The following is a 20272-nucleotide window of genomic DNA, read 5'->3' on the forward strand; positions in this document are numbered from 1 at the left end:
GTTGTCCATGAGTGATTCTGACGCCGACGGCACACCGCAGTTCCGTATCGAACACGACACCATGGGCGAGGTCCGGGTACCCATCGACGCACTGTGGCGGGCCCAGACCCAGCGTGCGGTCGAGAACTTCCCGATCTCCCACCGCCCGCTGGAGCGCACGCAGATCCGCGCGATGGGGCTGCTCAAGTCCGCGTGCGCACAGGTGAACAAGGATCTCGGACTGCTCGACGCCGAGAAGGCCGACGCGATCATCGCCGCCGCCGCCGAGATCGCCGCCGGCGCCCACGACGACCAGTTCCCGATCGACGTGTTCCAGACCGGCTCGGGCACCAGCTCGAACATGAACGCCAACGAGGTCATCGCCTCGATCGCGAAGGCCGCCGGTGTCGACGTGCACCCCAACGACCACGTCAACATGTCGCAGTCGTCGAACGACACCTTCCCCACCGCAACGCATGTGGCCGCCACGGAGGCCGCGGTGACCGACCTGATTCCCGCACTCGAGCACCTGCACGAGGCCCTCGCGGCCAAGGCCATCGAGTGGCGTGAGGTCGTCAAGTCCGGTCGCACCCACCTGATGGACGCCGTCCCGGTCACGTTGGGTCAGGAGTTCGGCGGCTACGCCCGCCAGATCGAGGCCGGCGTCGAGCGCGTGCAGGCCGCCCTCGTCCGCGTCGGCGAACTGCCCATCGGCGGCACCGCCGTCGGCACCGGGCTGAACGCGCCCGATGAGTTCGGCACCAAGGTCGTCGCCGACCTCGTCAAACAGACCGGCGTGCAGCACCTCTCGCTGGCTGTCGACAACTTCGAGGCGCAGGCCGCGCGCGACGGTCTCGTCGAGCTGTCCGGCGTCCTCAAGACCGTCGCGGTGTCGCTGACCAAGATCGCCAACGACGTCCGCTGGATGGGATCAGGGCCGCTGACCGGTCTCGGCGAGATCCGGCTCCCCGACCTGCAGCCCGGCAGCTCGATCATGCCCGGCAAGGTCAATCCCGTTCTGCCCGAGGCGGTCACGCAGGTCGCCGCGCAGGTCATCGGCAACGACGCCGCGGTCACGTGGGGCGGCGGCAACGGCGCGTTCGAGCTCAACGTCTACATCCCGATGATGGCCCGCAACGTGCTCGAGTCACTGAAGTTGTTGGCCAACGTCTCCCACCTGTTCGCCGACCGGTGTATCGCCGGCCTCGAGGCCAACGTCGACCACCTCAAGACCCTCGCCGAGAGCTCTCCGTCGATCGTGACGCCGCTCAACAGCGCGATCGGGTACGAGGAGGCTGCCGCTGTGGCCAAGCAGGCCCTCAAGGAGGGCAAGACGATTCGTCAGACGGTGATCGATCGCGGTCTCATCGGCGACTCGCTGAGCGAGGCCGAGCTCGACAAGCGGCTCGATGTGCTGAAGATGGCCAACCTCGACCACAAGCGCTGAGCACTGCGGGTTCACTCCCGCGACAACAATCCGCTCCCGCGACCGGCATTTCGGTCGCGGGAGCGAATTTGTGTCGCGGGAGTGCCGGCCGAGATCTAGCGGCGCAGCAGGTCGAACGTGGGCTTGCGCTTGTAGTCGTAGGTCAGCAGCGCGCCGAAGCGGGTCTCCCGATTCGCCAGTGACTGCGGGTCGCCCGCCGTGTCACGAATGCTGTAGATGAACGCCGGTCCGGAGTACGGCAGACGGGCCAGGAACGCCAACGTGTCGCGGATCTGGTCGCGCTGCTGGATCGGGGTGTTGCCGCCGAAACGCGGGCCGTTCGTGGGCGCACCGAATTCGGTGAACCAGATCTTCTTCCCGCCGTCGCCGTTACGCGACATGATCCCGTGGACCACCGCGATGTCGGAGATCCCGTTCTCCTGGTTGGCCCGCAGTCCGCCCGGGAACGTGTACGGGTGCATGGCCGCCGCGTCGAAGAAGCCCTTGGCCCCGTAGCGGTACATGGCGTTGATGAAGGCCGGCGGCGAGAGCGCACCGATCTGACGGCTCAGGCCGGCCGCGATCACGGTCGCTCGGGGCTGGACACGCTTGATCGCCGGGTAGGCGGCGCGCAGCAGCTGGGTGTACTTCAACGCCGGATTGGGCACGTTGCCGAAGAACAGCGGCAGGTTGGGCTCGTTCCAGATCTCCCAGTTCGACACCCGACCCTGATAACGCTGGGCCGCACGCGAGGTGAACACGGCGAAGTCGTTGACGTTGGCCGGCGGTGCGGTGCGGAGCAGTCCGCCACCCTGCAGGAGCGGCGTGTAGGCGATCACGGCCAGGACGGTGAGTCCGCGCGCGCGGGCCGCGTTGATGACCCGATCCGAGGTGCTCCAGTTGTAGACCCCGGGACCGGTCTCGATCTGGCTACGGTCGACGCCGACACGCAACCACCGGGCACCCGTCGCCGCGACGGCGTCGAGCTCACGGTTCAGGTCTCCCTGCGACAGCGCGAGCAGATCCGCACCACCGGAGAAGCCGTACCCGGCCGAGGGCGCGAGTGGTGCCGCCGACGCGGAGGGAACGGTCGAGAACCCGAGTGTGACCGCGAGGATCAGGCCGGTGATGAGAGTGCGCAGGGAAAGCCGTGACATGCGGAACATTGTTACATCACCAACGTGAATCCAGCGCATCGAAAGTGTAGGCTCACAGGAAAATCGGGAGCTCGGTCGGCAATGTCAGGCCTGGTTGGCGGTCAACCCGATCGTGATGACCGGGTCCTTGCTCGGGTCCAGCCACTTGAGTACGGAGACCATGCTCGCCTTGTCCACCGCGACGCAACCCTGCGTCGGCGAACCGTCGGTCACGTGCAGGAAGATGCCCGATGCGTAACCGGGACGACGCTGCGGGTTGTGCGCGATGTTCACCGCGTAGTCGTAGACGGGGCCGCTGTCGTACAGGTTCTCGCTGTCACCGCCGGGGCTCTTCACCTGGCGGACGTGGGTGTTGTAGGTCGGTGACGACGGGAACTCGTCCCACCAGTCCTGCCGGTCGGCCTGGAAGTAGGGAAGCTTCGTCCCCGGGTTCGGCTGACGACCGAAGGCCTGGTCGAAGGCGAATGTGCCCTCGGGGGTCCTCGGCACGTTGTCCTGCGGTGCGCCGATCCCCTGCGAACCCACGAATGCCTTGACGGGACCGATGGTGGCCTTCCAGGCGCCGTCGACCTTGTCCCAGGCCGTCAGGGTGGCGGTCGTGCTCGACCGTGCGTCCGACATCACGGTGACCATCTGCGTGGTGCTCGGGAAATCGGCGGGTGAGACGACCGTCGCCGCGTTCGCAGGTGCCAACCCCACAGCACCCGACAACGCAGCGACCATCACCACCCCGGCCGCGATAGCAGGAGACAACACACGCCACTTGAACAACTCTCGTAACTCGAACACCATAGAAGTATGGGTTCGCGCCGGCCGATGATCGATATCGACAGGGTCACAACACTGCACTGATACGGTCACCGACCGGCGTGGTGACGTGAGTCACCAACCGATATCGAACTCGCTCGCTACGCTCCCGGCGCGAACTCCTCCAGCATCTCCGTCACGAGCGCCGCGATCGGCGATCGCTCGCTACGGGTCAGCGTGATGTGGGCGAAGAGCGGATGCCCCTTGAGCTTCTCGATGACCGCCGCGACGCCGTCGTGCCTACCGACGCGGAGGTTGTCGCGCTGTGCGACGTCGTGGGTGAGGACAACCCGGGAGCCGGAACCCAGGCGCGAGAGCACGGTGAGCAGGACGTTGCGTTCGAGCGACTGCGCCTCGTCGACGATGACGAACGAGTCGTGCAGCGACCGGCCGCGGATGTGCGTGAGCGGCAGGACCTCCAGCATCCCCCGACTGAGCACCTCCTCGATCACCTCGGTCGAGGCCAGCCCCTCGAGGGTGTCGAACACCGCCTGCGCCCAGGGGCCCATCTTGTCCGACTCGCTACCGGGCAGATAGCCGAGGTTCTGACCGCCCACCGCGTAGAGCGGACGGAACACGACGACCTTGCGCTGCGTGCGACGCTCGAGGACGGCCTCGAGTCCGGCGCACAGGGCCAGCGCCGACTTACCGGTGCCCGCCTTGCCGCCCATCGACACGATCCCGACGCTCTCGTCGAGCAGCAGATCGAGCGCCACCCGCTGTTCGGCCGAACGCCCGCGCAGCCCGAAGGCCTCGCGATCGCCACGGACCAACTGCACCTGCTTGTCCGCGTTGACGCGGCCGAGCGCACTCGACGAACCGCCGAGCAGCCGAACGCCGGTGTGGCACGGCAGTTCCCGGGCCACATCGATGTCGGCGACGCCCTCGGCGAAGAGACGGTCGATGTCGGCGGATTCCACCTCGACCTCGGTCATCCCCGCCCATCCCGACACGACCACGTCCTGGGCGTGGTACTCGTCGGCGGCCAGGCCCACCGCGCCCGCCTTGACCCGCAGCGGCGTGTCCTTGGACACCAGGACGACATCGTTGCCTTCGGCCCGAAGGTTCAACGCGCACGCCAGAATTCGCGAGTCGTTGGTGTCGGTTCGAAAGCCTGCCGGCAGGACCGCGGGGTCGGTGTGGTTCAACTCGACCTGAACGGTGCCGTCCTCGTCGCCGATCGGGACGGGGAGATCGAGGCGCCCGTGTTCGATCCGGAGATCGTCGAGCATCCGCAACGACTCGCGCGCGAACCATCCCAGCTCGTGATGGTGTCGCTTGCCCTCGAGTTCGCTGATCACCACCAGCGGCAGGACGACGCGATGCTCGGCGAATCGCGTCACCGCCCACGGGTCGGACAGCAGCACGGAGGTGTCAAGGACATAGGTGCGTGTGGTCACGAAGGGCTCCTCGGCCGGCACGGCTCCCGCGCAAGCAGTTTCGACAGGACCGGGCCGGCACAGGGACCGGGGCCGGTCCCCTCGCGGTGTGTGAACAGACCACGAATAGAACCTCCCGGACGGACCACTTCCCCGCGATCCGTCATTCGCCAAGCTACGCCCGACCGACCCGGACTTCGCGTCATGCGTCCCGCGTGTCCGTGAACAACACGTAACGCCCAGACCCGCCGCGTTCGGTCGGTGTTCACCCGGCGAGGCGTTCACGATCCGAGTTCATGTGGGGGTCACCCGCACACCACCGCAGCGACCCGTGGAGGTCAACGCAACCTGGTCCGCTGGCCACCATGAGCCCACGTACTCCCGCGCCCTCGGTCGTCGTCGGCGCCGACAAGACCATCCGGCACGGTGTGACCCGCCGCCGCTTCCTGACGTGGACCGGTGTCGCCGGCGCGCTGGCCTTCACACCCGGACTGTTCGCCGACGCCGCTCCCCTGGCCGCGGCGCCGTCGTCCGGCGATCACCTGTTCACCCTCGGCGTCGCGTCCGGCGATCCGCTGCCCGACGGTGTCGTGCTGTGGACCCGACTCGCGTCGGCCCCGTTGGCCCGCGGCGGCGGGATGGGTACGGCGCCGGTGCCGGTCGAATGGGAACTGGCCACCGACGAGAAGATGACGTCGGTCGTCCGACGGGGACGCGTCATCGCGACCGCCGCCGACGGGCACAGCGTGCACGTCGACGTCCGCGGACTGTCCCCGGCGCGCGAGTACTTCTACCGGTTCCGCTCGGGAGCGCACATCTCCGATGTCGGCCGGACCCGCACCGCACCCGCGGCCGGATCCCCGCTGGCCGCGCTGACCTTCGCGTGGGCCTCCTGCCAGTCGTGGGGCGATGGGTTCTTCAACGCCTACGAGGACATGGCGTCGTTCGCGCCCGACGTCGTCTTCCATCTCGGTGACTATGTCTACGAGAAGGGGATCCCGGCCGGCGGCGGTCGACGCAACACCACCGCGCTGCCTGCCTCGTGCCTGTCCGAGATGATGACGCTGGACGACTATCGCGACCGGTACGCGCTCTACAAGCTCGACCCGCAGCTGCAGCGCGCCCACCGCGTCAGTCCGTTCATCACCGTGTTCGACGACCACGAGGTCGAGAACAACTGGGCGGGGGCCATCTCCGAGGACAACGCCCCGATCCCGCAGTTCCTGGCACGGCGTGCGCAGGCGATGAAGGCGTGGTGGGAGAACACCCCGGTGCGCGCGGCCCAACGCCCGCTCGGACCCGACGTCCAGGCCTACCGCCGTTTCGATTTCGGTGATCTCGCACGGTTCGACGTTCTCGACACGCGGCAGTACCGCAGCGATCAGGTCAACGGCGACATGGACTCCCCGCAGAACGCGCAGACCGCCGACCCCCGCCGGACCATCACCGGCGCCCGGCAGGAACGCTGGATTCTCGACAGCCTCGGGTCGAGTCGTCGGCGCTGGAATGTGTTGGCGCACCAGACGACCATCGCCGACCTCGCACGCGAGACCGGCGGCGAGCGCAAGGTCAGCATGGACGGGTGGAGCGGCTACGAGGCGTCGCGTGCGCGCATCCTCGACGGTGCCCGCGAGCGTCGGGTGCGCAATCTGGTCTCGATCGTCGGCGACATCCACCGCAGCGTCGTGTCCGATCTGCGGTCGACCTATACCCGCGAATCCCCCACCGTCGGAATCGAATTGGCGGGTACGTCGGTCGCCTCGGGCAAGGACGGCGCCGACAGCGACGCGAGCGACAAGCAGCTCAAGGCCGCATCACCGCACATCCGTTTCGGCAACGCCCAGCGTGGATACGTCCTGAACCGCCTGACGCGGGCGCAGTGGCAGGCCGAGTTCCGGGTCGCCGACTCGATCGCCGATCCACGGAACCCGTTGCACCGCAGGGCGGTCGTCACCATCCCCGACGGCCGCCCACAGGCCGACGTGTCCGCATAGGCGCACCGACCACGCACTCCACCGACGACAAAGGTCACCTCTGCGCACTCATCCGGACTCATCGTCGGAGACCGTGCACCAGAGGTGACCTCTGTGGATTGAGCTACGCGTTCGCGCGCGCGAAGAGCTCCTGGCGGGCGGCCTCGGCGTTCTCGCCGAGACCGTCGAGGGAGTTCAGGCCGAGCGAGGAGATCAGGCTCTTCGCGACACCGCCGAGCACCGCCGAATCGGTGTAGTCGCCGAGCAGCGCGTACTCCTGCTCGAAGTTCGCGATGTCGGCGCCGATCGGCACCGCGGCGTTCACCGCGGCAGCGACCGCGAGCACCGTCTCATCGGGTTCGGCGTTGAGCGCGGCGTTGAGGAACGCGATGAACGTGGCGGCCTGCACCTCGTCGTCCTTGGCCACGAGTCCGAGCATGTCGGCGAGGCTCTTCGTCTCGACCTTCTCGGCGAGAGCGCGCGCGAATCGCGAGGCCTGCAGTTCGTGCACGGCCATCAGCGCCAGCGCCAGCGCGGGACCGGTGGACTCCCGGAAGTCGCTGTTCTGCTGGTACCCCTGGGTCACGTGCGAGAGGCGCAGGGCCTCGAGCGCCTCGGGGTCGATCTGCCGGGTGACCACGAGGTGGTCGCGCAGCGCGATCGAGTGCCGGTTGTCCTCGGCGGTCCAGCGACCGACCAGATCACGCCATTCGGAGAACGGCGGGAAGTGAAGGCCCAGCACGCGGTGGAACGACGGCAGGTTCTCCTTGGTGAGGAGCAGTGCGAGAACGGCCGCACGAACCTCCGCCGACATCGTCGATTCGGCGGCGTCCCAGTCCGATCCGCCCAGGAACGCGAAGTTGCGGCCCTCGTCCCACGGCACCAGGTCGTGCGGATTCCATGTGATGGAATCCTCCTCGTGCGCGGCGGCGATCTCCGGCAGAGCCTTCTCCAGAGCCAGGATCAGGTCGTCGTAGGCAATGTTCTTCACGCGGAACACGATAGAGACTCGGCGGGACGGAAGCCAACGAACGCCGTTTTCACGCGTGCACCCCGGTGCTCAGCATGCCCCACTCCTCGAGTCCCTCGTACAGCGGGAAATCCAGGGCGAGCTGCGAGACCCGTCCGCGTAGTGCCGCGACGTCTGCATCGGCTCCGGCGGCCAGCGCGGTGCCGATGATGTCGGCGACCTCGGTGAACTCGGTGGCCGAGAAACCACGGGTCGCGAGGGCCGGGGTGCCGATGCGCAACCCGGAGGTCACCATCGGCGGACGCGGGTCGAACGGAACGGCGTTGCGGTTGACCGTGATACCGACCTGGTGCAGGAGGTCCTCGGCCTGCTGACCGTCCATCTCGCTGTTGCGCAGATCGGCGAGCACCAGGTGGACGTCGGTGCCGCCGGTGAGGACGGACACGCCCGCGGCGGACACGTCCGAGCCGGTGAGCCGGTCGGCGAGCAACTGCGCGCCCTCGATGGTGCGGCGCTGCCGGTCGACGAACTCCTCGGTGGCCGCGATCTTCAGGGCGACGGCCTTGGCCGCGATGACGTGCATGAGCGGGCCGCCCTGCTGTCCGGGGAACACCGCGGAGTTGAGCTTCTTGGCCCACTCCTGCTTGGCCAGGATGATGCCCGAGCGCGGACCGCCGAGCGTCTTGTGGACGGTGCTGGTCACGACGTCGGCGTACGGCACGGGCGACGGGTGCAGTCCGGCCGCGACCAGACCGGCGAAGTGCGCCATGTCGACCCACAGGTACGCACCGACCTCGTCGGCGATCGACCGGAACGCCTCGAAGTCGAGGGTGCGCGGGTAGGCCGACCAGCCGGCGACGATCACCTTCGGCTTCTCGGCCACCGCGATCGACCGGACCTCGTCCATGTCGATCCGGTAGTCCTCTTTGCTCACGCCGTAGGCGGCGGTGTCGTAGAGCTTCCCGGAGAAGTTCAGCCGCATGCCGTGGGTGAGGTGCCCGCCGTGCGCGAGGTCGAGACCGAGCAGCTTCTCACCCGGGTTCATCAGGGCCATCAGGACGGCGGCGTTGGCCTGCGCGCCCGAGTGGGGCTGGACGTTCGCGAAGTCCGCCCCGAACAGCGACTTCGCGCGTTCACGGGCGATGTTCTCGACGACGTCGACGTACTCGCAACCGCCGTAGTAGCGCCGACCCGGATAGCCCTCGGCGTACTTGTTGGTCAGCACGCTGCCCTGCGCCTGCAGAATCGCCCGGGGGACGAAGTTCTCGGAGGCGATCATCTCGAGCGTGTCGCGCTGTCGGCTCAGCTCACCGTTCATCGCGGCGGCGACGTCGGGGTCGAGCTCGGCCAGGGATGCGGTGTTCAGATCCTGCGCGGTCATGCCGATCAGTCTATTGCGCCAATTCCGCCCGCAACGCCGCCGGGGTCAGCGGCTCGTCGAGCAGCCGCCCGAACCGGGCGGCTCTGTCCGAACCGGACGGCCCGTCCGCGTCGGCGTCGAGCCATGTCCCCAGGAGCCGGTAGCCCTCCACGTAGGTGGTGATGTAGGCGCGCCACAGCGGCGACGACAGGAATCGGAGCATCTGTCGGGCCCGGGGCTGCGACGCCAGCAGCCACGTCTGGAGGTACTCGGCGACGGTGTCGTGGTCGGCGCCCCGATCGTGCAGCAGCAGGGCCGCGTCCTGGCGGACACCGAGCAGTCCGCCGGTGGCGCGGGAGATCCGCTGGGCTCGGTCGCCGTCGAAACGCAGTCCGAGGTCGGCGTAGATCTCCTGGGCCCAGAGCCCCCAGTCGGGACCGATGGCCGATTCCAGCGCGTGGTCGGCCAACCCCTCTGCCATCAGGCACTGCGGGGTGTTGACCAGGAAGATGCTCTGTTCACGCTGCCCGCCCGCCACCAGGATCTCCTCCTTGCGGCAGTGCTCGGTGTGATGCCCGGGGTAGGCCTCGTGCGCGATCAGGTGTGGCAGCGACGCCATGTGCTGGGTGAGATCGACATTGATGGCGACCCGCGAGCGGAAGTCGCCGAGGTAGTAGTTGAACCCCGACCACGGCTTGTCGGTGACCACCTCGAACTCGACGATCTCGGTGTCGGGTAGCGGGTGGGCGGCCCGGACGCGTTCGCGTAGGGCCGAGCTGAACGCCGCGACGCAGTCGGCGACCCGGTCGCCGGGGATCTCGTCGGAGGTGCGGTGCGCCGCGTACCGCTCGGCGAGGTCGCCGGATCCGCCGAGCACGTCCGACAGTGCAGCGTGTGCGCGTCGATAGTGGTCGGGATCACCGAGTGCGATGTCGACGTCGAAGTAGTTCCGCACCTCGTCGACGAACCCGATCTCCTCGCCGGCGAACCGGCGCGCGGAGCACTCCATGGCGCTCAGGTGCGCGACGACGAAGTCACGGCGCTGCTCGGGCAGATCGGATCCGGCGACGTCACCGCGCAGGTCGCGGATCCGTCGGGCGAGCTCCACCGGCTCGGGGGCCGGTCCGTTCACCGATTCGACGCGGAGGCGCGGGTCGCCGGTGTACGCGTCGACGAAGCCCTCCTCGAGCCGGTCGAACGCCAGACCGGCGCGCAGGTAATCGGTGATCAACGACTCGGAATCCACGGCGTCGACGCTACCCAAACGACCCCCGAGTTTCGGATTCCGCGCCGATTGGCGAGACTAGGTGCCATGTCGCCGGAGCTTGCCGAACAACCCGCATGTCCGGCCCAGGGGTCCGTGCGTCCGGCCGAGAGGCTCTTATGTCACGGGTAGCCGAGCCGAGCCCCTACATCGAGCTCGATCGCGCGCAGTGGCGAAAGCTGCGTCAGTCGGTCCCGCTGGTGATGAACGAGGAAGAGCTCCGCGGCTTGCGCGGGCTGGGTGAGCAGATCGACCTGTCCGAGGTCGCCGACGTCTACCTGCCGCTCTCCCGCCTGATCCACCTGCAGGTCGCGGCGAGGCAACGTCTGTTCGCGGCCACCTCGACGTTTCTCGGCGAGCGCCAACCCGAACGCCAGGTGCCGTTCGTCATCGGGGTCGCGGGCAGCGTGGCGGTCGGCAAATCGACGACCGCTCGCGTGCTGCAGGCGCTGCTCGCGCGGTGGGACGCCCACCCCAAGGTCGACCTCGTGACGACCGACGGGTTCCTCTACCCCACCGCCGAACTCGAGCGGCGAGGGATCATGCACCGCAAGGGTTTCCCCGAGTCGTACAACCGACGGGCGTTGTTGCGCTTCGTGACCGAGGTCAAGGCAGGCGCCGTCGACGTCCCCGCGCCGGTCTACTCGCACCTGAGCTACGACATCGTCCGCGGCCAGGAACACCATGTGGAGCAGCCCGACATCCTCATCCTCGAGGGGCTGAACGTGCTCCAGACCGGGCCGCGACTGATGGTGTCGGACCTGTTCGACTTCTCGGTCTACGTCGATGCCCGCATCGAGGACATCGAGGACTGGTACGTGCACCGGTTCCTCGCCATGCGGTCGACCGCGTTCGCCGACCCTAATTCGCACTTCCACAGCTACTCGTCGCTCGGTGATCAGGACGCGACGTCGGCGGCCCGCGACATCTGGCACGGGATCAATCTGCCCAACCTCGTGCAGAACATCCTGCCGACGCGTCCGCGCGCCACGTTGGTCCTGCGCAAGGACGCCGACCACGCGATCAACCGCGTGCGGCTCCGCAAGATCTGATCGGTCCGGTCAGCGGCCGAACCGACGGCTGCGCGCGCCGTAGTCGCGCAGGGCACGAAGGAAGTCGACGCGTCGGAACTCGGGCCAGTAGGCATCGGTGAACCAGATCTCGGAGTAGGCGCTCTGCCACAGCAGGAAGCCGGAGAGTCGTTGTTCGCCAGAGGTTCTGATGACCAGGTCCGGATCGGCCTGCCCCTTGGTGTAGAGATGGGCGTCGATCGCGTCCACCGACACCGCCTCCACGAGGTCGGCCGCGTCTGCGCCGGACCGCAGCCGGTCGACCAGCAGCGACCGCACGGCGTCGACGATCTCCTGGCGACCGCCGTAGCCGACCGCGACGTTCACGTGCATGCCGCCGTTGTCGACGGTGCGTTCCTGCGCGGTCTGGAGTCTGCGCGCGACGGGCTCGGGCAACTGATCGAGGGTGCCGACGATGTGGACCTTCCAGTCCTGCCCGGGCGCGGCGATCTCGTCGACGATGTCGGGGACGATCTCCATCAACGCGTCGAGCTCCTCGGACGCGCGCTGCAGGTTCTCCGTGGACAACAGGTAGATGGTCACCGTCTCTATCGACAGGGCAGTGCACCAGTGCAGCATCTCGGCGATCTTCTGGGCGCCGACCCGGTGCCCGTGGCTCACGTCCTCGAAGCCGGCCTCCCGCGCCCAGCGTCGGTTCCCGTCGCAGATGATCGCGATGTGTCGGGGCATGCGCTCGGGGTCCATGAGTTGAACCAGTCGGGTCTCGTAGACCCGGTAGAGCGGGATGCGGAATTGTCCGGGGATCAATTTCACCGGATGGACTCCCCAGGATCGGCGCGTTCTCGGACTTCCTCCACGCAACGAGAGGATACTCGTGAATTCACCGCCGGTTCAGGCCCCACGGGCAGAACCTACGGTAGCGTAGGTTCTGTCCGAAGAAGTCCGGCCCGTCCGCGGAGGTGAGTGCGATCGTCATCGAGACGAGCAAACAGGATCTTGCCGAGCTCTCGGTGCTCGCCGATCTCCGTCCCCGGATGCGTGGGTGGATACACCTGTATTCCGGCTTCGTCGCCATCGTCACCGGCGCCACCCTGGTCACCGTGGCGTGGGCGATGGCCGGTCCGGTCGCGGCGTTGGCCTGCGGTATCTACGCGTTGACGGTCTGCGGCGTGTTCGGGGTGAGCGCCACCTATCACCGCGTCCTTTGGACGACGGCGGCCGCGCGAACCTGGATGAAACGCGCCGACCACTCCATGATCTTCATCTTCATCGCGGGCAGCTACACCCCGTTCTGCGTGCTGGCCCTGCCTGCGCCGGAGAAGTGGGTCGTGCTCGCGGTCGTGTGGACCGGTGCACTCGCCGGGGTCACATTGAAGATGATCTGGCCGGGCGCGCCGCGCTGGCTCGGGGTGCCGCTGTACATGATCCTGGGCTGGACGATCGTGTTCGTGGCACCCGAGCTGACCGCCCGTGCCGGCGTCGCGGTGATGGTGTTGCTCGCTGTCGGTGGCCTGTTCTACACCGTGGGCGCTGTCCTCTACGCGACCCGGTGGCCCAACCCGTGGCCGTCGACGTTCGGTCACCACGAGTTCTTCCACTCCGCGACGGTCATCGCGGCACTGGTGCACTACGTCGCGGTGTGGCTCGTCGTCTTCACCGCCGTCTGATCGTCACTGGCCCCGCTCGTCGTCCCCGGCGGGATACCGGCTCGTCACCGCCACCCGGTTCCACGCGTTGATCATGATCACGTTCGCCAGCAACTGCCCCATGCCGAATTCGTCGAAATGTGCGGCCGCGCGGGCGTAGACGTCGTCGCCGACACCGTGCTCGCCGAGCCGGGTGACGGCCTCGGTGAACTCCAGCACGGCCTGTTCTCGTTCCGAGAAGAAGTTCGGTGCCTCACGCCAGACCGCGATCATGTGCAGCTTCCGGTCCGAGATGCCCATCGCGGATGCGTCCGAGACGTGCATGTGCAGGCAGTACGCGCAGCCGTTGATCTGCGAGGCCCGGATCTTGATCAGCTCGGCGAGTTCGGCGTCGAAGTCGGCCGCGGCGGCCATCTGTAGGGCGACGAGAGCCTTGTAGACCTTTGGGTTGGTCGTCGGGACGGTCAGGCGTTGGGTGGATACCGGGTGCGTGTCGGTGGTCATACACGCAACGCTAGATCTGGATTGACCCGCAGTAGAGTCCAATTCGATGACGAATTCATGGGCCGATCTGGCGGGTCGGCTGGGCGTCGACCTACTGCTCGATGTCGATACCGCGCCGGGTGTGCGCGGGCGGCGGACCGCGCTGGCGGCCGCTCTGCGTTCGGCGATCACCGACGGCCGACTGACACCGGGCACTGCACTGCCGCCGTACCGTTCGCTGGCCGCCGATCTGCAGATGGCCCGCGGCACCGTCGCGGGCGTGTACCAGGAGCTGATAGCCGAGGGGTGGCTCGTCGCCCGGGTCGGATCGGCCACCCGCGTCGCCGATCTCGCGCACCCCGTGTCGACGCCGCGCGCCCGACCGGAGCCATCGCCTGCGCCGTCCCACGACTTCTGTCTGGGCCAGCCGCAACCGGCCCTCTTCCCGCGCACGGACTGGATCCGCAGCACCCGTCGCGTCGTCGGCACCGCTGCGAACTCGGCGTTCGGTATCGGTGATCCCCAGGGGCATCCCGCGACCCGCCGATCGCTGGCCGCCTACCTGGGGCGCGTCCGAGGGGTCCGTACCGACGAACATCACATCGTGCTGACCACCGGGGTCTCGCAGTCGTTGGAATTGCTCTCGCGCAGCGTGTTCGGCGACGCGGTCGCGGTGGAGAGTCACGGACTCCCCTTCCACCGCGAGGTCATCGAGCGATCGGGCACCCGGGTCAGACCGATCCCGATCGACCGCGACGGTCTCGACGTCGGCCGACTCGCGGCATCGTCGCTGACGGGCGTCGTCCTCACGCCGAGCCATCAGTACCCCACCGGTCACGCCCTCGCCCCTCGGCGGCGCGCGACGCTGGTGGACTGGGCGCGCGAACGCGGCGGTGTCATCGTCGAGGACGACTACGACGGCGAATTGCGCTACGACCGCGACCCGATCGGCGCGGTGCAGGGGCTGGCACCCGACGACGTGATCTACCTCGGGTCGGCCAGCAAAGCACTGTCGCCCGCGGTGCGCATCGGGTGGATGGTCGTCCCGGATCGACTTCTCGCCGACGTCCTGCACGCCAAGGGATCACGCGAGGCGACGGCGAGTGTCCTCGACCAGATGGTCTTCGCCGACCTGATCGACTCGGGTGCCTACGACCGACACGTGCGGCGCAGCCGATCGTATTATCGCGCGCGCCGCGATGCGCTCACCGAGACCATGCGGAACCGAGGGGTCGAGTGCTCCGGCGTGTCCGCGGGCCTGCACGCCGTGCTGACGGTTTCCCGGGCCATGGAACCGCAGATCCTCTCCGTGGCCGCCGACCGGGGGTTCGTCGTCGCCGGGCTCGACGGTTTCCGGCACCCCGACGCCGAGCCGTCACCGTCCGGGGGCATCGTCGTCGGGTTCTCGACGCCCCCCAAGCATCGGTTTCAGGCCGACGTCGCCGCGCTCGCAGACCTGGTCGCGACCGCCCTCGCCAACGACTCGACGACCTCGACCGTCGCGGCGAAGTCCATGCACTTGTCGGTCACCGACTGTCCGTAAACCAGCGGGGCGTCGGCCGGGGACCTGCCGTCGAGCGACTGGGCTCCGGCGACGAGGAAACTCTCCAACATCACCCCGGAAACCGCCGCCTCGCCGTCACCGATCAGATCGGCGACCTCGTGGGCCACGACGACCTGTTGCCGATGATCCTTGTGGGAGTTGGCGTGTGAACAGTCGATCATGAGCCGGGCGGGCAGTCCCTGTGCGTGCAGGCGGCGCGCCGCGTCGGCCACCGAATCGGCGTCGTAGTTCGTCCCGGCCCGACCGCCGCGCAGGATGACATGGCAGTCGCCGTTGCCCACCGTCGCGACCACCGCCGCCGAACCCGCGTCGTCGACACCGAAGAACACGTGTTCGGCCGCAGCCGCCCGCACCCCGTCGATCGCCGCCTGGACATCGCCGTCGGTCCCGTTCTTGAAACCGATCGGCATGGACAGCCCCGAGGCGAGCTGGCGGTGCACCTGCGACTCCGTGGTCCGGGCGCCGATGGCACCCCAGGAGACCGCGTCGGCGATGTACTGCGGGCTGGTCGGTTCGAGGAACTCGCAGCCGACGGGCAGTCCGAGATCGATGACATCGAGCAGAAGTGCACGCGCGGTACGCAATCCACGCTCGATGTCGAAACTGTGGTCCATGCCCGGATCGTTGATGAGCCCCTTCCACCCGACCGTCGTCCGCGGCTTCTCGAAGTAGACACGCATGACGATCTTCAGTCGGTCGGCGTGCTGCTCGGCAACCCGCGCGAGACGCCGGGCGTAGTCCAGGGCGGCGGCGGGGTCGTGCACCGAGCACGGACCCACGACGACCAGGAGTCGGTCGTCACGGCCGGCGAGGATGTCGGCGATCTCGGCGCGGTCGCGGCGCACCGCGTGAGCCTGTTCCGCGGTGAGGGGCAACTCGGTGCGCAGGGTGTCCGGTGATCCGATGGTGCGGAAGGACCGGATACGTCGATCCGAGGTCCCGGTGTCGGGCGCGGTGGTGAGTCCGCTCGTCATGGCGTGCCTTTCTCGAGGAAGGGCACACGTGAGGAAATCGTCCGGTGCCCTGAAAAACAGGAGAGCAGTGACCATTCGGTCACTGCTCGGGGCTCCGGGGGGTGTGATCTCACGCGTGCGTCAGCGGCGCGCTCCATCGTCGACTCCACCCGGAGCCTCGATAAAACGACGCCAGCGATAGGCGCGCGTCACGGAGATCATGTGATCGAAAGTAGCACCCGATCGGACGCCCGTGCCACATCCGGTTGTCGGGCACCCAAATTCGTTATTTGTCATAAAGAACTTCGGAATCGGATTATTCGCCTACTTCGTTGCCCTAACGTCCGTTCTGGCACCGGACCACCGGCCGCCACTCGCAAGCTCTTCTCGCACATGGAGGACACCGAAGATGACGTTCAACACCTCAGCTCGCTCGCGCACATTCGCGACCGCCGTCGGAACCGCAGCGGCTGCCGTCGCGGTCGTCGGCGCAACGCTGGGAGCCGGCGTTGCCGGTGCCGCGACGATCTCGCCCGCCAACACCGCGTTCACCGCTCCCGGATCGATTGTCGTCACCTCGCCCGCCTCGTTCGGCCAGCCGGTGTCGTGCTCGATCACCCTGACCGGATCCACTGCGGCCGACGGCGCGACGGCGACCATCACCGCGGCGCAGGTCAGCGGCAGCAACCGCCTGTGCAACGTGCCGGTGATCAAGGGCCTGCCGTGGACGCTGACCCCCACCAGCGCCACCACCGGCGAGGTCTCGAACGTCGGGTTCTCCATCCTGGGCTCCAACTGCGGACCGGCCACCCTGGCCGGATCGTTCGACAACATGACCAACACGCTGACCTCGACCGATCAGTCGCTCTCGGGCAACTGCAAGATCAACAGCCTCTCGGTCCAGCCGAACCCGGCCTTCACCCTCTCCTGATCTCCGCGCACGACAACTCAGCACGACGACGATGCCCCCTCGAGAGATCGAGGGGGCATCGTCGTGAGGTGGGGCGATCAGCCGGTCGGGTTCCGGCCGGGCTCGTCGCGCCCGGATGAGGCGTCATCGGGGGTGGGCGCGGCGTCCGCGGGCTGTTCGGGCAGCAGTCCGGCGCTGTCGGTGCCCTCGTCGGCGGCCTGATCCGGGCCGGGCTCGCCGCGCATGAACGAACTCGGCAACTTGCGCAGGTGCTTGTTCATCGAGCGGATCAGGAAGACCGTGCCGACCAGCAGGAGCAGGACCAGCAACAGTCCCAGCGGGGACGCCTTGCCGAACTCCGGACCGTCGGCGTCACGCGCCAGTATCTCGGAGACGGCCAGGGTCGCCGAGGTCATGACGTCACCGCGTCGTCGAGACCAGCGAACAGGTCGGTCTCGGGGATGGCGGTGGTGACCCGGGTCTTGGCCAACTCGAACTCCTCGGTCGGCCACAACCGCTGCTGCCAGTCCATGGGTACCGCGAAGAAGACGCCGTTCGGGTCGATCTGGGTCGCGTGGGCGCGCAGGGCCTCGTCGCGCTGGGGGAAGAACTCGCCGCACGTCACCTGCGTGGTGACGCGACCCATGAGATCACCGCGACTCGGATCCCAGTTCGAGAGCCACTCTTTGTAGGGGCTCTCCTGATCGTGGAGCTCGAACTCCTCGGAGAAGCGGACCATGCGGTCGCGGATGAACCCGTGTGTGTAGTAGATCTTCGAGACCGTCCACGGCTCACCGGCGTCCGGGAAGCGTTCCGGGTCGCCCGCTGCCTCGTACGCGGCCATCGAGACCTCATGGCACCGGATGTGGTCGGGATGCGGATACCCGCCGCGCTCGTCGTAGGTGATCATCACGTGCGGTTTGAAGTCGCGGACGACCTTCACGAGAGCCTCGGTCGACTCCTCCAGCGGAACCAGGGCGAAGCAGCCCTCGGGAAGCGGGGGCAGCGGATCACCCTCGGGCAGACCGGAGTCGACGTAGCCCAGCCAGACCTGCGAGACGCCGAGAGCGGCGGCGGCCTTGGCCATCTCCTCCTTGCGCACCTCGGGCATCCGGTCCTTGATGCCGGGGAGATCCATCGCCGGGTTCAGGATGTCGCCGCGCTCACCACCGGTGAGGGTGACCACGAGAACCTCGTGCCCCTCGCTGGAGTACTTGGCCATCGTCCCGGCACCTTTGCTGGACTCGTCGTCGGGATGCGCGTGCACCGCCATGAGCCGAAGTCCACTCACCTGTAACGTCCTCACCTTCGTATGCCACCGGACGAGCCCCTGGCGTGCTCATTCCCTCGACCGGCCCATTCTCCCACCGACGCCTGCTCGGTGTGGTGGCGGGATACGGCCGTCGCATCTCATGGTAGGTATTGATCCATGAGCACCGGTGTCTCTCTTCCCCCCGGCCGGTACCCCACCGAACGGTCGGCGGGCAACCGTCGGCGCTGGCTCATCGGGCTGTCGGTGCTCGTCGTGGTCGCAGGCGTGGCCATCGCCTACCTCGGCTACTCGAAGTTCGCCGACCCCGCGGTGTCGGGCGAGGCCACCGGCTACCAGGTCATCGACGAGTCCACGGTGGACGTGCAGTTCACCGTCACCCGGAGCGATCCACGTCGACCCGCCGCGTGCGTGATCCGCGCCCGGTCGCGCGACGGGGCCGAGACCGGTCGCCGTGAGGTCCTGATCCCGGGCAGCAACGCCCAGCAGACCGGCGTCAGATCGCAGGTCCGAACGTCCCAGCCGCCGGCGATCGGCGAGGTTTTCGGCTGCACCGAGAACGTACCGGCGTATCTGACGGCCCCGGCCGACTGATCTGGCCGTGCGCCCCGTGGTCCGATCGGACGACAAACGATAACGGATTGATCTCAGTCCCTTCCGCGCGCTAACGAACTGCGGTGGTACTCCGAAATACCAGCATCACCCCTGGGCTTCGGACGTAGAGGACATCGAACATGGTCGCTCCACCCGGTTTCTCGCGACTGACGACTTCCGTCGCGCTGTTCTCCGCCGCGGTCGTGTCGGCCGTGGCCGTCCTCGCCGCCTGTGGCGCCGACGATTCACTGCCACGCGCATCCGAGGCGAGCGTGTCGATCGCGGCGGACCCCGCACCGACATCCGTCGCCCCGGCGACCACCGAACTCCCGCCGCTGTCGGCGACGGAGACCGTCGACCCCGGTCGCGGTTCCACCGCTCTCGGCGACGACGCCGACCGGTGCGCACCCGACATCGGTGCCGCGGCGGCCGCCGAACGGGACATCGCGACCATCCCCGCACCCGGTCCGCAGGGGCGCTGGCGTGCGTACAACTCCGGCGGCCTCTGGTGTCCGGGACTGAGTTGGATCGAGCTCGACTCCACGAGCAGCGGGAGTCCGGTTCGCCCACACCAGTTGCTGATCTACCACGCGGGACGTTTCCAGGGCACCGGGATCACCTGCGACGCACGGCACGGGCAGTACGTGCTCGCCACCACCGGCGACGCCATCACCGTCCGCTACAGCTACGTCGATGTCGCCGATCCCGAGCAGCGGACAACACAGAACCCGGTCGGCAAAGTCGTGGTGACGTTCCGCTGGAACGGATCCCGTGTCGTCATGGACGGCGCCCTGCCGTATGCGTTCACCAAAGGGAAGTGCTGACATGCCCATCATCCGAGTCCGATCCACAGGAGAACATATGCGTTCCATGATTCGTTTCGGCACATCACTTCTCGCGTTCGGCGCGATGTCGATGCTCGCCGGGTGCGGCAGCGACACACCGACCGCACAGACTCCGACCGTCACCTCGACGATCACCGCGGCCCCCTCGTCGACGCAGTCCACCTCGCCGGACCCGGCCGGTCAGGGCGGCGGCACTGCGACCGACACCGTCACGCCCGCAGCCGATCCCGCCCCGGCCACGCCCGACTGCGCCACACCCGACGTGACCGCCGATATCGGCAGGATCGCCGGGCCGCTCCGCAGCATCCCGGATGCGTACTGGGTGCGAGGCGAGTCGGGCGGGACCCGCTGCCCGGGTCTGAGCTGGGTGAGTCTGGACACCGACGGCGCGACGGCGTCGTCACCGATGCAGCTGCTGATCTACCACAACGGCTACTTCCAGGGCACCGGGATCAAGTGCAACGCGGGCTACCAGACCGTCCTGAGTTCGACGCCGAACTCGATCCAGGTCCGGTACCGATACCTGCAGGGAGATGACATCAGCGCGCGCCCGAGCGGCTCGGCGACGGTGACGTTCCGGTGGAACGGGTCCGCGGTCGTCATGGACGGAGCCCTGCCCTACGGCGTGACGCTCGGGCAGTGCTGACGCGGGGACGATCGG

The 20272-nt window shown here is 68.0% G+C and carries 20 protein-coding genes; 9 read left to right on the top strand and 11 right to left on the bottom strand.

Features of this window, described 5'->3' with window-relative positions; genetic code table 11:
- Window positions 1-7 precede the first annotated feature (7 nt).
- Complete coding sequence (locus IEV93_RS15065; protein WP_188490807.1) at window positions 8-1426, top strand: class II fumarate hydratase; 1419 nt, start codon at window positions 8-10, stop codon at window positions 1424-1426.
- A 95-nt stretch (window positions 1427-1521) separates the two neighbouring features.
- On the opposite strand, the gene IEV93_RS15070 is transcribed toward IEV93_RS15065, so the two are convergent.
- The 3 genes from IEV93_RS15070 to phoH2 form a co-directional block, all read right to left on the bottom strand.
- A complete protein-coding gene (locus IEV93_RS15070; protein WP_188490808.1) occupies window positions 1522-2562 on the bottom strand; it encodes a glycoside hydrolase 5 family protein in 1041 nt (346 codons plus the stop codon).
- Between the two features lie 84 nt (window positions 2563-2646).
- Window positions 2647-3351, bottom strand: coding sequence for a L,D-transpeptidase family protein (locus IEV93_RS15075; protein ID WP_229705211.1), 705 nt, complete (start codon window positions 3349-3351; stop codon window positions 2647-2649).
- Between the two features lie 119 nt (window positions 3352-3470).
- A complete protein-coding gene (gene phoH2, locus IEV93_RS15080) occupies window positions 3471-4769 on the bottom strand; it encodes an RNA 5'-3' helicase PhoH2 (RefSeq protein ID WP_188490810.1) in 1299 nt (432 codons plus the stop codon).
- Window positions 4770-5113: 344 nt separating this feature from the next.
- Here phoH2 and IEV93_RS15085 point away from each other — a divergent pair, with 344 nt between their 5' ends.
- Entirely contained in the window at window positions 5114-6742 is a 1629-nt protein-coding gene (locus tag IEV93_RS15085; protein WP_188490811.1) for an alkaline phosphatase D family protein, read from the top strand.
- A 103-nt stretch (window positions 6743-6845) separates the two neighbouring features.
- Here the strand turns inward: IEV93_RS15085 and IEV93_RS15090 are convergent, their stop codons facing one another.
- From IEV93_RS15090 to IEV93_RS15100, 3 genes are read right to left on the bottom strand one after another with little or no spacing between them, the layout of a single operon-like run.
- On the bottom strand, window positions 6846-7712 hold the full coding sequence (locus tag IEV93_RS15090; protein WP_188490812.1) for an acyl-ACP desaturase: 867 nt from the start codon (window positions 7710-7712) through the stop codon (window positions 6846-6848).
- Between the two features lie 49 nt (window positions 7713-7761).
- The gene (gene glyA, locus IEV93_RS15095) at window positions 7762-9072 is read right to left on the bottom strand and encodes a serine hydroxymethyltransferase (RefSeq protein ID WP_188490813.1); all 1311 of its coding nucleotides are present in this window, start codon (window positions 9070-9072) and stop codon (window positions 7762-7764) included.
- Window positions 9073-9082: 10 nt separating this feature from the next.
- Window positions 9083-10297, bottom strand: a complete 1215-nt coding sequence (locus IEV93_RS15100; protein ID WP_188490814.1) for a DUF885 domain-containing protein — start codon at window positions 10295-10297, stop codon at window positions 9083-9085.
- Window positions 10298-10434: 137 nt separating this feature from the next.
- Between IEV93_RS15100 and coaA the strand changes: the two genes are divergently transcribed.
- On the top strand, window positions 10435-11367 hold the full coding sequence (gene coaA / locus IEV93_RS15105) for a type I pantothenate kinase (protein WP_188490815.1): 933 nt from the start codon (window positions 10435-10437) through the stop codon (window positions 11365-11367).
- 9 nt (window positions 11368-11376) lie between these two features.
- Here coaA and IEV93_RS15110 read toward each other — a convergent pair whose 3' ends face one another.
- Window positions 11377-12159 carry an isoprenyl transferase gene (locus tag IEV93_RS15110; protein WP_188490816.1) on the bottom strand — a complete coding sequence of 261 codons (783 nt, stop codon included), beginning with the start codon at window positions 12157-12159 and terminating at the stop codon, window positions 11377-11379.
- Between the two features lie 221 nt (window positions 12160-12380).
- Between IEV93_RS15110 and trhA the strand changes: the two genes are divergently transcribed.
- Window positions 12381-13013 (top strand): PAQR family membrane homeostasis protein TrhA, encoded by a 633-nt coding sequence (gene trhA / locus IEV93_RS15115; RefSeq protein WP_188491602.1) that lies wholly within the window; start codon window positions 12381-12383, stop codon window positions 13011-13013.
- A gap of 3 nt (window positions 13014-13016) precedes the next feature.
- Here the strand turns inward: trhA and IEV93_RS15120 are convergent, their stop codons facing one another.
- Window positions 13017-13496, bottom strand: coding sequence for a carboxymuconolactone decarboxylase family protein (locus IEV93_RS15120; RefSeq protein WP_188490817.1), 480 nt, complete (start codon window positions 13494-13496; stop codon window positions 13017-13019).
- Between the two features lie 46 nt (window positions 13497-13542).
- On the opposite strand from IEV93_RS15120, the gene pdxR reads away from it, so the two are divergent.
- Window positions 13543-15018 (top strand): MocR-like pyridoxine biosynthesis transcription factor PdxR, encoded by a 1476-nt coding sequence (pdxR, locus tag IEV93_RS15125; protein WP_188490818.1) that lies wholly within the window; start codon window positions 13543-13545, stop codon window positions 15016-15018.
- Here the strand turns inward: pdxR and IEV93_RS15130 are convergent.
- Window positions 14904-16013, bottom strand: coding sequence for a 3-deoxy-7-phosphoheptulonate synthase (locus IEV93_RS15130; protein ID WP_188490819.1), 1110 nt, complete (start codon window positions 16011-16013; stop codon window positions 14904-14906). The genes pdxR and IEV93_RS15130 overlap by 115 nt on opposite strands.
- A 388-nt stretch (window positions 16014-16401) precedes the next feature.
- On the opposite strand from IEV93_RS15130, the gene praA reads away from it, so the two are divergent.
- A complete protein-coding gene (gene praA / locus IEV93_RS15135) occupies window positions 16402-16923 on the top strand; it encodes an alkane oxidation protein activator PraA (protein WP_188490820.1) in 522 nt (173 codons plus the stop codon).
- Between the two features lie 77 nt (window positions 16924-17000).
- On the opposite strand, the gene IEV93_RS15140 is transcribed toward praA, so the two are convergent.
- Together IEV93_RS15140 and mca are read right to left on the bottom strand one after the other, a co-directional pair.
- A complete protein-coding gene (locus tag IEV93_RS15140) occupies window positions 17001-17318 on the bottom strand; it encodes a hypothetical protein (protein ID WP_229705212.1) in 318 nt (105 codons plus the stop codon).
- The gene (mca, locus tag IEV93_RS15145) at window positions 17315-18175 is read right to left on the bottom strand and encodes a mycothiol conjugate amidase Mca (protein WP_188491604.1); all 861 of its coding nucleotides are present in this window, start codon (window positions 18173-18175) and stop codon (window positions 17315-17317) included. The genes IEV93_RS15140 and mca overlap by 4 nt, the downstream gene beginning before the upstream one ends.
- Window positions 18176-18331: 156 nt before the next feature.
- On the opposite strand from mca, the gene IEV93_RS15150 reads away from it, so the two are divergent.
- From IEV93_RS15150 to IEV93_RS15160, 3 genes are all read left to right on the top strand, one after another.
- Complete coding sequence (locus tag IEV93_RS15150; protein WP_188490821.1) at window positions 18332-18766, top strand: DUF4307 domain-containing protein; 435 nt, start codon at window positions 18332-18334, stop codon at window positions 18764-18766.
- Window positions 18767-18906: 140 nt separating this feature from the next.
- Entirely contained in the window at window positions 18907-19590 is a 684-nt protein-coding gene (locus tag IEV93_RS15155) for an LppP/LprE family lipoprotein (protein WP_188490822.1), read from the top strand.
- 37 nt (window positions 19591-19627) lie between these two features.
- Window positions 19628-20257 carry an LppP/LprE family lipoprotein gene (locus IEV93_RS15160; protein WP_188490823.1) on the top strand — a complete coding sequence of 210 codons (630 nt, stop codon included), beginning with the start codon at window positions 19628-19630 and terminating at the stop codon, window positions 20255-20257.
- Window positions 20258-20272 lie beyond the last annotated feature (15 nt).

Origin of the sequence: Williamsia phyllosphaerae (assembly GCF_014635305.1) — a bacterium.
Taxonomy (GTDB): Bacteria; Actinomycetota; Actinomycetes; order Mycobacteriales; family Mycobacteriaceae; genus Williamsia_A; species Williamsia_A phyllosphaerae.